General features: G+C 42.5%; 16 protein-coding genes. 14 read left to right on the top strand and 2 right to left on the bottom strand.

Translation table 11 applies throughout. The features are described 5' to 3' along the window. Positions 1–10: 10 nt before the first annotated feature. The 4 genes from PCY17_RS02025 (at position 11) to PCY17_RS02010 (ending at position 4,001) form a co-directional block, all read left to right on the top strand. The gene (locus tag PCY17_RS02025) at positions 11–1,114 is read left to right on the top strand and encodes an FAD-binding oxidoreductase (RefSeq protein WP_084944951.1); all 1,104 of its coding nucleotides are present in this window, start codon (positions 11–13) and stop codon (positions 1,112–1,114) included. 102 nt (positions 1,115–1,216) lie between these two features. Continuing rightward, positions 1,217–2,236, top strand: a complete 1,020-nt coding sequence (gene galE / locus PCY17_RS02020; RefSeq protein ID WP_001156531.1) for a UDP-glucose 4-epimerase GalE — start codon at positions 1,217–1,219, stop codon at positions 2,234–2,236. A gap of 1 nt (position 2,237) precedes the next feature. Beyond that, complete coding sequence (locus PCY17_RS02015) at positions 2,238–3,182, top strand: glycosyltransferase family 2 protein (protein ID WP_247954565.1); 945 nt, start codon at positions 2,238–2,240, stop codon at positions 3,180–3,182. A gap of 174 nt (positions 3,183–3,356) precedes the next feature. After that, entirely contained in the window at positions 3,357–4,001 is a 645-nt protein-coding gene (locus PCY17_RS02010; RefSeq protein WP_070568480.1) for a hypothetical protein, read from the top strand. 216 nt (positions 4,002–4,217) lie between these two features. On the opposite strand, the gene PCY17_RS02005 is transcribed toward PCY17_RS02010, so the two are convergent. Beyond that, on the bottom strand, positions 4,218–4,421 hold the full coding sequence (locus PCY17_RS02005) for a ferredoxin (protein WP_002874767.1): 204 nt from the start codon (positions 4,419–4,421) through the stop codon (positions 4,218–4,220). A 45-nt stretch (positions 4,422–4,466) separates the two neighbouring features. On the opposite strand from PCY17_RS02005, the gene PCY17_RS02000 reads away from it, so the two are divergent. From PCY17_RS02000 to whiA, 10 genes are all read left to right on the top strand, one after another. After that, on the top strand, positions 4,467–4,973 hold the full coding sequence (locus PCY17_RS02000) for an SAG1386/EF1546 family surface-associated protein (protein WP_000410186.1): 507 nt from the start codon (positions 4,467–4,469) through the stop codon (positions 4,971–4,973). Positions 4,974–4,982: 9 nt separating this feature from the next. Then, positions 4,983–5,657, top strand: coding sequence for a (d)CMP kinase (cmk, locus tag PCY17_RS01995; protein WP_000849413.1), 675 nt, complete (start codon positions 4,983–4,985; stop codon positions 5,655–5,657). Between the two features lie 118 nt (positions 5,658–5,775). Continuing rightward, positions 5,776–6,282, top strand: a complete 507-nt coding sequence (locus PCY17_RS01990) for a dihydrofolate reductase (protein ID WP_301391098.1) — start codon at positions 5,776–5,778, stop codon at positions 6,280–6,282. Then, positions 6,282–6,452, top strand: a complete 171-nt coding sequence (locus tag PCY17_RS01985; RefSeq protein WP_301391097.1) for a hypothetical protein — start codon at positions 6,282–6,284, stop codon at positions 6,450–6,452. Before PCY17_RS01990 ends, PCY17_RS01985 begins: the two co-directional genes overlap by 1 nt. A gap of 31 nt (positions 6,453–6,483) precedes the next feature. Next, positions 6,484–7,716, top strand: a complete 1,233-nt coding sequence (gene clpX, locus PCY17_RS01980) for an ATP-dependent Clp protease ATP-binding subunit ClpX (RefSeq protein WP_002874765.1) — start codon at positions 6,484–6,486, stop codon at positions 7,714–7,716. 8 nt (positions 7,717–7,724) lie between these two features. Next, on the top strand, positions 7,725–8,312 hold the full coding sequence (yihA, locus tag PCY17_RS01975) for a ribosome biogenesis GTP-binding protein YihA/YsxC (protein ID WP_049519078.1): 588 nt from the start codon (positions 7,725–7,727) through the stop codon (positions 8,310–8,312). A gap of 9 nt (positions 8,313–8,321) precedes the next feature. Further along, the gene (locus tag PCY17_RS01970) at positions 8,322–8,702 is read left to right on the top strand and encodes a RidA family protein (RefSeq protein WP_042902708.1); all 381 of its coding nucleotides are present in this window, start codon (positions 8,322–8,324) and stop codon (positions 8,700–8,702) included. 51 nt (positions 8,703–8,753) lie between these two features. Then, entirely contained in the window at positions 8,754–9,644 is an 891-nt protein-coding gene (gene rapZ, locus PCY17_RS01965) for an RNase adapter RapZ (RefSeq protein WP_000163039.1), read from the top strand. Next, positions 9,641–10,618, top strand: a complete 978-nt coding sequence (locus PCY17_RS01960; RefSeq protein ID WP_061588024.1) for a YvcK family protein — start codon at positions 9,641–9,643, stop codon at positions 10,616–10,618. Before rapZ ends, PCY17_RS01960 begins: the two co-directional genes overlap by 4 nt. Continuing rightward, the gene (gene whiA / locus PCY17_RS01955; protein ID WP_301391092.1) at positions 10,615–11,526 is read left to right on the top strand and encodes a DNA-binding protein WhiA; all 912 of its coding nucleotides are present in this window, start codon (positions 10,615–10,617) and stop codon (positions 11,524–11,526) included. The genes PCY17_RS01960 and whiA overlap by 4 nt, the downstream gene beginning before the upstream one ends. A gap of 31 nt (positions 11,527–11,557) precedes the next feature. Here the strand turns inward: whiA and PCY17_RS01950 are convergent, their stop codons facing one another. Further along, the gene (locus tag PCY17_RS01950; protein WP_000081039.1) at positions 11,558–12,526 is read right to left on the bottom strand and encodes an NAD(P)/FAD-dependent oxidoreductase; all 969 of its coding nucleotides are present in this window, start codon (positions 12,524–12,526) and stop codon (positions 11,558–11,560) included. Positions 12,527–12,647: the final 121 nt, after the last annotated feature.

Below are 12,647 nucleotides of genomic sequence, written 5' to 3'. Positions count from 1 at the left end.
AGTGAAGACAATGAAAAAAGTTGCCATTGTTGGAGCAGGGATTGTAGGGGCAACAGCTGCCTACTACCTCTCTAAAGAAGCTGACCTAGAGGTGACCGTTTTTGACCATGGACAGGGGCAAGCAACCAAGGCTGCAGCAGGAATTATCAGTCCTTGGTTTTCCAAACGCCGCAATAAAGCCTGGTACAAGATGGCGCGCTTGGGAGCTGACTTTTATGTGGATTTGTTGGCTGATTTAGAAAAGTCTGGTCAAAAAATCGACTTTTATCAGCGTTCGGGAGTTTTCCTCTTGAAAAAGGACGAATCCAAGCTAGAAGAACTTTATGAACTAGCCCTTCAGCGCAGGGAAGGATCTCCCTTGATAGGCCAGTTAGCCATTTTAGACCAAGCGTCTGCAAATGAATTATTCCCTGGTTTGCAGGGATTCGACCGCCTGCTCTATACTTCTGGTGGAGCGAGAGTAGATGGCCAACTGTTAGTGAATCGTTTGCTAGAAGCCAGTCAGGTCAAGCTGGTCAAAGAAAAAGTAAGTCTGACACCTTTAGAATTCGGCTATCAGATTGGCGAAGAGGTGTTTGATCAGGTTATTCTAGCAACGGGAGCTTGGTTGAGGGACATTTTGGAGCCTTTAGGATATGAGGTAGATGTTCGTCCCCAAAAGGGGCAACTCCGAGATTATCAGCTCTCCGAAGACCTAGAATCTTACCCTGTTGTCATGCCAGAGGGGGAGTGGGATTTGATCCCTTTTGCAGGTGGGAAATTGTCCTTAGGCGCTACTCATGAAAATGATATGGGATTTGATTTGACGGTAGATGAAACCTTGCTCCAACAAATGGAGGAAGCAGCCTTGCCATCCTACCCAGCCTTGGCTGAAGCTACTATAAGAGGTGAGCGAGTAGGAATCCGTGCCTATACCAGTGATTTTTCGCCATTTTTTGGGCAAGTCCCAGGCTTAGCAGGTGTCTATGCGGCTAGTGGACTAGGTTCATCAGGTCTCACAACGGGTCCGATCATCGGTTACCATCTAGCCCAGCTGGTCCAAGACAAGGAGTTGACCTTGGACCCAGTAAACTATCCAATTGCAAACTATGTCAAACGAGTAAAAAGCGAATAAGTATTTTACTGAAATTTTAGCAGGTAGTTTAGGATGTCAAATGACATTCCCTATCAAAAATGATAAAATAAGAAAAAATAATCCGAGAATCGAGGAAAAAAGATGCAAGAAAAGATTTTGGTAACTGGTGGTGCTGGATTTATCGGAACCCACACTGTTATTGAGTTGATCCAAGCAGGTCATCAAGTGGTTGTGGTGGATAATCTTGTCAATAGCAATCGTAAAAGTTTAGAAGTTGTTGAAAGAATCACAGGAGTTGAGATTCCTTTTTATGAGGCAGATATCCGTGATACTGATACTCTCAGAGATATTTTCAAGCAGGAAGAACCGACTGGTGTGATTCACTTTGCTGGTTTGAAGGCTGTTGGCGAATCAACCCGTATCCCTCTTGCCTACTATGATAACAATATCGCAGGAACTGTCAGCCTTTTGAAAGCTATGGAAGAAAATAATTGTAAGAACATCATCTTCAGTTCTTCGGCGACAGTTTACGGAGATCCTCACACTGTTCCAATCTTGGAAGATTTCCCACTTTCAGTGACCAACCCGTACGGCCGTACTAAGCTCATGTTAGAGGAGATTTTGACCGATATCTACAAGGCAGACTTAGAATGGAATGTGGTCTTGCTTCGTTACTTCAACCCAATCGGAGCGCATGAAAGTGGAGACCTAGGAGAAAATCCAAATGGAATTCCAAACAATCTCTTACCTTATGTTTCACAAGTAGCAGTTGGCAAACTAGAGCAAGTGCAAGTATTTGGAGATGATTACGATACAGAAGATGGAACTGGTGTTCGTGACTATATCCATGTTGTAGACCTAGCCAAAGGTCACGTTGCAGCTTTGAAAAAACTTCAAAAAGGTTCAGGTCTAAACATTTATAACCTTGGGACTGGTAAAGGTTACTCCGTTCTTGAAATTATCCAAAATATGGAAAAAGCAGTGGGACGTCCTATTCCTTACCGCATCGTAGAACGCCGCCCAGGTGATATCGCTGCCTGCTACTCAGACCCAGCAAAAGCCAAAGCAGAGCTCGGATGGGAAGCAGAACTCGACATCACCCAAATGTGTGAAGACGCATGGCGTTGGCAAAGCAAGCATCCAAATGGATTTGAAGACTAAGATGATGATTTCAATCATCGTCCCTTGTCTAAACGAAGAGGAAGTACTTCCTCTTTTTTATCAGTCTGTGGAAGCTCTGCTTCCTGACTTGGGAGCAGAGGTCGAATATGTCTTTGTAGACGATGGCTCAATCGATGGGACCCTGCAGCTTTTGAAGACCTATCGGGAGCAGAATCCTACGGTCCGTTATGTCTCATTCTCACGAAATTTTGGGAAAGAGGCAGCCTTATACGCAGGCTTGCAGCATGCAACTGGAGACTTGGTGGTCGTGATGGATGCAGACCTTCAGGATCCTCCTAGTATGCTACTTGAGATGAAAGCCTTACTAGACCAAAATGCAGATATAGACTGTGTTGGGACACGGAGAACTAGTCGGGAGGGAGAACCCTTTTTCCGCAGTTTCTGTGCTGACCTCTTTTACCGCCTCATGCAAAAAATTAGCCCAGTAGCTCTGCCCTCAGGTGTCCGTGATTTTCGCATGATGAGACGATCTGTGGTAGATGCTATTTTGACCCTGACCGAGTCCAATCGTTTTTCTAAAGGACTCTTTGCCTGGGTGGGTTTTAAAACGCACTATCTTGATTATCCAAACGTTGAACGACAGGCTGGCAAGACCAGTTGGAGTTTTAGACAACTCTTTTTCTACTCGATTGAAGGAATTCTTAACTTTTCAGATTTTCCCTTGAGTATAGCCTTTGTAGCGGGACTCCTATCTTGTTTTATTTCTTTTATGATGACTGTTTTTGTGGTGTTTCGGACCCTTATCTTGGGAAATCCGACATCTGGCTGGACCTCTCTGATGGCTGTCATTCTCTTTCTTGGAGGGATTCAACTCCTGACGATTGGGATTCTCGGTAAGTATATCAGTAAGATTTATCTAGAGACCAAAAAAAGACCACTCTATCTCGTCAAAGAAAAAAGTGATGGTAAGTCAAAACAAAGATAGAATTTATCTAGCGTAGTTACTTTTTGTTTTTATAATTCTTTTACTCCGGAATTTTGGTGGTTTTTGGTGGTCTTTAAAGTAACTAGGGATTTGATACGGTATAATGGATTTATGTAGGGATATTTACTGCAAAAGTGGAAACTTAAGAAATAAAAAAATTAGGAGGATTATTTTATGCTAAATAAAGAGGATTATACTGAAGAAATCGGGCTAATAGAGAACCAAAATTATGTAGAGGCTGAATTGTATCCTATAGTTGCTGATATAATTAAGCCCACTTTAAAAGATAGTTTATCAAAAAGATATGTTTTCGGAAGAAGAAAGAGTAATATGGGACAAATATATTATGGTCTAAGTAATTTTCCTGATATAGTTATTTTAGATAAGACTTATGAAAACAAATCCAGAAAAAGTATAAAAAATAAAGAATGGAAGAAACTTCGAGGGTGCGTGGAAGTTAAGAATTTAAAGTATCCTTTAATTACAGAGGAAAAAATCAAATCAACCTTATCGAACAGCTCTGAACATTTAACTAGAGAGATGGGACAACTTATTGGAGATCTTTTATGGTATAAAAAAGTAATTTATACAAATGGAATTGAATGGAGATTTCTAAGTTTAGATGACAGGGAAGAGATAGATAACACAATTATTGAAATGGTTAACAAAAGAATAGAATCAGAAAAAGAGGGAAATTCTTTTGATTGGTGGAAGAATATTAAAGATTTATCGTTCAGTTATACGGATATATGTTTATCCAAAGATTGTATACAAGAGTGGGACGAATTTGTTAAGAAAGTAAAGGAAATAGAATGGTAGGAGTCTATTCTCATTGAGAAATTTAGATTATAAGTTACAGTAAGATTTATCTAGAGACCAAAAAAAGACCACTCTATCTCGTCAAAGAAAAAAGTGACCTTTCTATTATTGAAGGAAAAAAATAACCAAAAAAGACTATAATTTTACCTAGAAATATGCTAAACTAATAAGTGTGGGAAAAATGAGAAAAAATCAATAACATTCATTCCCTGCTTCCTACGATGGATCTTTTAGAAGTGCACGTGTAGGACAATTTTTGATGGCCTCCAGAACATCGCTGGTCTCAGCGATTTCTCTTTGCAATTCAACTGGATCATCGTAAAATCGAACGATTCCATTATCATGGTAATCAAAGAGTTCAGAATAAGTTTGGCAAAGCCCGCAGGCGATGCACCGTTCGGGTATAAGTGTGACTTTCATATTTATATTGTAATAAGAAAATGTAAAAAAAACAAGGAGTAAGGTATGGAAAAAGAACCGTGGCAAGAAGATATTTACGAAAACAATGAGGAAGAAACAAGATCAGAGCGTCGACACCGGAAACAAAAAGGGAAAGGCGTTGTTGCGAATCGTGTCTTGACGGTTCTAGCCAGCCTCTTCTTTGTAATCGTTGTAGCGATGGTAGTTGTATTGATTTACCTATCAACCGGAGGAAGCAATCGTACTTCATCTTTGAAGGACTTCTATGATGCATCGTCTCCTTCTACAAGTGCAAGTTCTAAAGTGGAAGCATCATCATCTTCAAGTAGCAAGGTAGAGGAAACAGCTTCTTCTGAATCAACACCTTCAGAGAGCAGTTCGGAAGAACATACAGAGGGTGAAGGAACACTTACAGTACAGCCTGGAGAGGGAGAAGCAGCTCTTGCTCAACGTGCAGGGATTTCCATTGCCCAGCTAGAAGCCCTAAATCCTTCTCATATGTCATCTGGATCTTGGTTTGCCAACCCAGGTGATGTGATTAAGACAAGATAGGAGTCGGTCATGAAGACAATTCAAATTGCTATCGATGGTCCAGCTTCGAGTGGTAAGAGTACGGTCGCAAAGATTGTCGCTAAGGATTTTGGTTATACTTATCTCGATACAGGTGCTATGTACCGTGCTGCGACTTATATAGCGCTCAAACACCAGTTGAATGCAGGAAATGTAGACCAACTTCTTGAGCTTCTTAACCAACACCCCATTAGTTTTGGTCGTTCAGAAACAGGTGAGCAACTTGTTTTTGTAGGAGATGTTGATATTACGCATCCGATTCGTGAAAATGAAGTGACCAACAAGGTTTCAAGCATCGCTGCCATTCCTGAAGTGCGTGAAAAACTGGTTTCTCTCCAGCAAGAGATTGCTCAGCAAGGTGGTATCGTCATGGATGGGCGTGATATCGGGACAGTTGTTTTACCACAAGCTGAACTCAAGATTTTCCTAGTGGCTTCTGTTGAAGAAAGAGCAGAGCGTCGTTACAAGGAAAATATTGCTAAAGGGATTGAGACAGACCTTGAAACGTTGAAAGAAGAGATTGCTGCGCGTGACTACAAGGATAGTCATCGTGAAACCTCTCCTCTCAAACAGGCTGAGGATGCAGTTTATCTTGACACAACTGGACTAAGTATCCAAGAAGTGGTTGAAAAAATCGAATCCGAAGCAAAAAAATATATGTCCTAGGGACGAGAGGAGCAGGCTAAATGAAGCCTGCTCCTTTTCTCTCTTTTGCGCGCGTTTCAAAACAGCCTTTTTGGGAGAATTTTGATAAAATAGTAGTATCAATAAAAAGGATGAAAGCATGACAAAGAAAATCGTAGCCATTTGGGCTCAAGATGAAAAGGGTGTAATCGGGAAAGAGGATCGTTTACCTTGGCATTTGCCAGCAGAGTTAAAACATTTTAAAGAAACAACCTTGAATCATGCCATTTTAATGGGTCGTGTAACCTTTGATGGGATGGGTCGACGATTGCTTCCAGGACGTGAAACCTTGATTTTGACGCGTAATCCCGAAGAAACAATCGATGGTGCTCTGGTCTTCCAAAATGTTGAGGATGTTTTAGACTGGTATCATCATCAGGATAAAAATCTATACATCCTTGGTGGCAAGCAAATTTTTCAGCTTTTTGAACCTTTCTTAGATGAGCTTATTGTGACACAAATTCATGCTCAAGTTGAAGGGGATACTTATTTCCCGGAAGATTTTGACTTGACTGTTTTTGAGACTATTGCAAGCAAATCTTATAGCAAAGATGAAAAAAATGCCTATGATTTTACCATCGAATATAGAAAGAGAAAGGAAGTCTAATGGAGCGCAGTATTTTTGGATTTTTTACAGCTCTTTTGTGTGCTGTCTGTCTAGTAGCTGGAACACACGCTTTTCGTAAAAAGCGCTTTGGACTTGCTACTCTGCTTTGGCTTAATGCTTTTACCAATCTGGTAAACAGTGTCCACGCTTTTTATATGACCTTATTTTAGATAGAATGATAAATTAGAATGGAAGGAAATCATGCCTACAAATAGGAAAAATGATATGATGGTTTATTGCTCATTTTGTGGCAAGAGCCAAGAAGAAGTAAAGAAAATAATCGCTGGGAACAACGCCTTTATCTGTAATGAATGTGTGGAGTTGGCCCAGGAAATCATTCGGGAGGAGTTGGCCGAGGAAGTCTTGGCAGACTTGTCTGAAGTACCAAAACCAATCGAACTCCTCAATATCCTAAATCACTATGTGATTGGTCAAGATCGTGCCAAACGTGCCTTGGCAGTGGCTGTATACAATCACTATAAACGCATCAATTTCCACGATACGCGTGAAGAGTCAGAAGATGTGGATTTGCAAAAGTCAAATATCCTGATGATTGGCCCAACTGGTTCAGGGAAAACTTTCTTGGCTCAGACTTTGGCAAAGAGCTTGAACGTGCCTTTCGCTATTGCAGATGCAACAGCTCTGACTGAGGCTGGGTATGTGGGTGAGGACGTGGAAAATATCCTCCTCAAACTCTTGCAGGCTGCTGACTTTAACATCGAACGTGCAGAACGTGGGATTATCTACGTAGATGAAATTGACAAAATTGCCAAGAAGAGCGAGAATGTGTCGATCACACGTGATGTTTCGGGTGAAGGTGTACAACAAGCCCTTCTCAAGATTATCGAGGGAACTGTCGCTAGCGTGCCGCCTCAAGGAGGACGCAAACATCCACAACAAGAGATGATTCAGGTGGATACTAAAAATATCCTCTTTATCGTGGGTGGTGCTTTTGATGGCATCGAAGAAATCGTTAAACAACGTCTGGGTGAAAAAGTTATTGGCTTTGGCCAAAATAACAAGGCGATTGACGAAAACAGCTCTTACATGCAAGAAATCATCGCTGAAGACATTCAAAAATTCGGTATTATCCCTGAGTTGATTGGACGCTTGCCTGTCTTTGCTGCTCTTGAGCAATTGACGGTCGATGACTTGGTTCGCATCTTGAAAGAGCCAAGAAATGCCTTGGTGAAACAATACCAAACCTTGCTTTCTTATGATGATGTTGAGTTGGAATTTGACGATGAAGCTCTTCAGGAAATAGCCAATAAGGCTATTGAACGCAAAACTGGTGCGCGTGGTCTTCGCTCAATCATCGAAGAAACCATGCTAGATGTTATGTTTGAAGTGCCAAGTCAAGAAAATGTGAAATTGGTCCGCATCACAAAAGAAGCTGTCGATGGAACGGAAAAACCCATCCTAGAAACAGCCTAGAGGTGACTATGGAACTTAATACACACAATGCTGAAATCCTGCTCAGTGCGGCAAACAAGTCCCACTATCCGCAGGATGACCTGCCAGAGATTGCCCTTGCAGGGCGTTCAAATGTCGGCAAGTCTAGCTTTATCAACACCATGTTGAACCGCAAAAATCTTGCTCGTACATCAGGAAAACCTGGGAAGACCCAGTTACTCAACTTCTTCAACATTGATGACAAGATGCGCTTTGTGGATGTGCCTGGTTATGGCTATGCCCGCGTTTCCAAAAAGGAGCGTGAAAAGTGGGGGCGCATGATTGAGGAATACTTAACGACTCGTGAAAATCTCCGTGCCGTGGTTAGTCTAGTGGATCTCCGCCACGACCCGTCAGCAGATGATGTGCAGATGTACGAATTTCTCAAATATTATGAGATTCCGGTTATCATCGTTGCGACCAAGGCGGACAAGATTCCTCGTGGTAAATGGAACAAGCACGAATCAGCAATCAAAAAGAAATTAAACTTTGACCCAAGTGACGACTTCATCCTCTTTTCATCTGTCAGCAAGGCAGGGATGAATCAGGCTTGGGATGCAATATTAGAAAAATTGTGAGGGAAAGAAATGGCAAAAACAATTCATACAGACAAAGCTCCAAAAGCTATCGGACCTTATGTTCAAGGGAAAATCGTTGGCAATCTTTTGTTTGCTAGCGGTCAAGTTCCTCTTTTACCTGAAACTGGAGAAATTGTAGGAGAAACGATCCAAGAACAGACAGAACAAGTCTTGAAAAATATCGGTGCTATTTTGGCTGAAGCGGGAACAGACTTTGACCATGTTGTCAAAACAACTTGCTTCTTGAGCGATATGAACGACTTTGTTCCTTTTAATGAGGTTTACCAGACTGCCTTTAAAGAGGAATTTCCAGCTCGTTCAGCTGTAGAGGTTGCACGTCTTCCTCGTGATGTAAAAGTCGAAATTGAAGTGATCGCAGAGATTGGATAAGCTAGTTGAAGTTTGGCTCTGCCAAACTTTTTTTGATATAAGGAGAGATAGATGACAAAGAAACAACTTCACCTAGTAATTGTGACAGGGATGAGTGGTGCAGGGAAAACAGTAGCCATTCAGTCCTTCGAGGATTTGGGGTATTTCACTATTGACAATATGCCGCCAGCCCTCTTGCCAAAGTTTTTGCAGTTGGTAGAGACCAAGGATGATGACCACAAACTGGCCTTGGTAGTCGATATGCGGAGCCGTTCCTTCTTTTCAGAGATTCAGGCAGTTTTGGATGAATTGGAAAACCAAGACGATTTGGACTTCAAAATCCTCTTTTTAGACGCAGCAGATAAGGAATTGGTGGCACGCTATAAGGAAACTAGACGAAGTCACCCTCTAGCTGCTGATGGTCGGATTTTAGATGGCATCAAGCTGGAACGTGAACTCCTAGCACCTTTGAAAAACATGAGTCAAAATGTGGTGGATACAACAGAACTCACTCCTCGTGAACTTCGTAAAACCATTGCAGAGCAATTTTCAGACCAAGAACAAGCCCAGTCTTTCCGTATCGAAGTCATGTCTTTTGGATTCAAGTATGGTATCCCGATCGATGCAGACCTGGTCTTTGATGTCCGTTTCTTGCCAAATCCCTACTACCTGCCTGAACTCCGTAATCAGACAGGTGAGGATCAAGCAGTTTATGACTATGTGATGAATCATGAAGAGTCTGAAAGTTTTTATCAGCACTTGCTCGCCTTGATTGAGCCCATTTTGCCAAGTTACAAAAAAGAAGGCAAGTCTGTTTTAACCATTGCAGTAGGATGTACAGGTGGACAGCACCGTAGTGTTGCCTTTGCCAAACGCATAGCTGAGGACCTTGCTAAAAACTGGCCTGTCAATGAAAGCCATCGTGACAAAGACAGAAGAAAGGAAACGGTAAACCGTTCATGAGAAAACCAAAGATAACGGTAATTGGTGGAGGAACTGGTATCCCCGTCATTTTGAAAAGCTTGCGAGAAAAGGATGTTGATATCGCAGCCATCGTAACGGTAGCTGATGATGGTGGCTCTTCTGGTGAGCTAAGAAAGAATATCCAACAGCTGACACCACCAGGCGATCTTCGCAATGTTCTGGTAGCCATGTCGGATATGCCTAAATTTTATGAGAAGGTTTTTCAGTACCGTTTCTCTGAAGAAGCTGGAGCTTTTGCGGGTCATCCTCTAGGAAATATCATTATAGCAGGGCTTTCTGAAATGCAAGGGTCCACTTATAATGCCATGCAGCTGCTAAGTCTCTTTTTCCATACAACAGGGAAGATTTACCCATCAAGTGACCACCCTTTGACGCTACATGCAGTCTTTAAAGACGGTTCTGAGGTGGCGGGTGAGAGCCATATTGCAGATCATCCTGGCATGATCGACCATGTCTATGTGACCAATACCTTGGATGATGAAACACCGCAAGCCAGCCGTCGAGTGGTTACTACCATTCTCGAGAGTGACATGATCGTCTTGGGTCCTGGTTCCCTCTTTACATCGATTTTGCCCAATATTGTCATTGAGGAGATTGGGCAGGCTCTCTTGGAGACTAAGGCTGAGATCGCCTATGTCTGCAATATCATGACCCAGCGTGGGGAAACAGAGCATTTTTCAGACAGTGACCATGTGGAAGTCCTCCATCGCCATCTAGGTCGGCCTTTTATTGATACGGTCTTGGTCAATATCGAAAAGGTCCCTAGAGAATACATGGATACCAACCGTTTCGATGAATATTTGGTACAGGTAGAGCATGACTTTGCTGGTCTTTGCAAGCAGGTTCCTCGTGTGATTTCATCCAACTTCCTTCGTTTGGAAAATGGAGGAGCCTTCCACGATGGGGATTTGATTGTGGATGAATTGATGCGCATTATACAGGTGAGAAAATGAGTTTTACAGTTGCAGTAAAAGAGGAAATTCTTGGTCAACACCATCTCAGTCGTTATGAACTATCGGCCATTATCAAGATGTCTGGCAGTATCGGTCTATCTAGTTCGGGCTTGACCTTGTCTGTCGTGACCGAAAATGCCAAGTTGGCTCGGTACCTTTATGAGTCCTTTCTCCATTTTTATGAGATCAAGTCAGAAATTCGACACCATCAGAGAAGCAATCTTCGTAAGAATCGTGTCTATACGGTCTATACAGATGAGAGGGTGCAGGAGCTTTTAGCTGATTTGCGACTTGCGGATTCCTTCTTTGGTTTGGAGACAGGCATTGATCCTGATATTTTAGCAGATGAAGAAGCAGGTCGTTCCTACTTATGTGGGGCCTTTCTTGCAAATGGTAGTATTCGCGATCCGGAGTCTGGCAAATACCAGTTGGAGATCAGTTCCGTTTATCTGGACCATGCCCAAGGACTGGCCTCTCTCCTCCAGCAATTTTTACTGGATGCCAAGGTTATTGAGCGAAAGAAAGGTGCAGTTACCTATCTCCAGCGTGCAGAAGACATCATGGATTTCTTGATCGTGATTGGGGCCATGCAGGCGCGTGATAATTTTGAGCGCGTCAAGATTTTGCGTGAAACTCGTAACGATCTCAATCGAGCCAATAATGCCGAGACAGCTAATATCGCTCGGACAGTTTCTGCCAGCATGAAGACTATCAATAATATCAGTAAAATCAAAGATAGAATGGGTTTGGAAAATTTACCAGTGGATTTGCAGGAGGTGGCTCGCTTACGGATCCAGCACCCAGACTACTCTATCCAGCAGTTGGCGGATAGCCTGAGCAATCCCCTGACCAAAAGTGGTGTCAACCACAGACTCAGAAAAATAAACAAGATTGCAGATGAACTATAAAACCACGAATCGTTGATCCGTGGTTCTTTTATTATAAACTGGTCGAGTGTTTGGGTTGTACTTTTTGGTCAGGGTCAATGTAGTTAATGGCATTGTTAACAGCTGTTGGAGCTTCACCCAGTCCTGTCGCAATCAAATCAATCTTACCTTCATAGTAGCAGCAGTCGCCGATAGCATAGATACCTGCTTGGCTGGATTCTTGTTTGCTATTGACGATAATCTTGTGACGGTTGAGATCCAGACCCCAATTTTTAAGATTGCCAACAGATGATTTGAAACCATAGTTGACAAAGAGGTGGTCTACTTCGATAGTTTCGGTTTCATCTGATTTGACTTTGGTGATTTCTAGTTTATCGAGTGTTTTTCCATCTCCGATAAGTTGGCTAGGAACGAACGGTGTCTTGATGGTCACAGATGATTCTTGCAAGGCTTGCACACTATGTTCCAAGGCGCGGAAATTATCTCTGCGGTGAACGAGAGTGGTTGGGGCAATCTTTTCAAAAGCCAGAGCCCAGTCCACTGCTGAGTCCCCACCACCAAGGATGGTCACTTTCTTACCAGCGTATTGTTGGATGTTGGAAACGTGGTGGTGGATATTTTCATAGTCCTCAACGTTCTCCAATTCGAGCGGACGTGGTTTAAAGGCACCTCCACCCATAGCAATGATGACTGTTTTGGTCAGATGGCTTCCCTTGTTGGTTGTGATGGTGAATCCTTGATCTTGCTTCTCAATTTCAAGAACGGTTTCGTTGAGGTGAACAGGTGTTTCAAAGCCGTTTAGCTGTTCAATCAAGCGATTGGTCAGTTCTTCCCCAGTTAGGTTTGAAAAACCTGGCACATCAAGGATTTGCTTTTCAGGGTAGAGGATGGCAGGTTGACCACCGAGCTGGGGAAGGGAGTCAATGATTTGGACTTTGGCTTGGCGTAGGTGGGCGTAAAAGGCAGCAAAGAGCCCGACAGGACCGCCACCGACAATGGTAATATCATAGAGTTGAGACATGATTTCTCCTTCGTTTTTTCTAATCAGTTTATTTTATCATATTTTTGCTTAATTTAAAATGAGGTAGGATAGGGAAAAAATGGGCAAAAAATGGTATAATGGTACAGAAAGTGTTTCGACA

It is taken from the genome of Streptococcus sp. SO2 (assembly GCF_030440025.1).
Note: the sequence above shows the minus strand (reverse complement) of the source record. Positions and strands in the feature narration are given on the sequence as shown.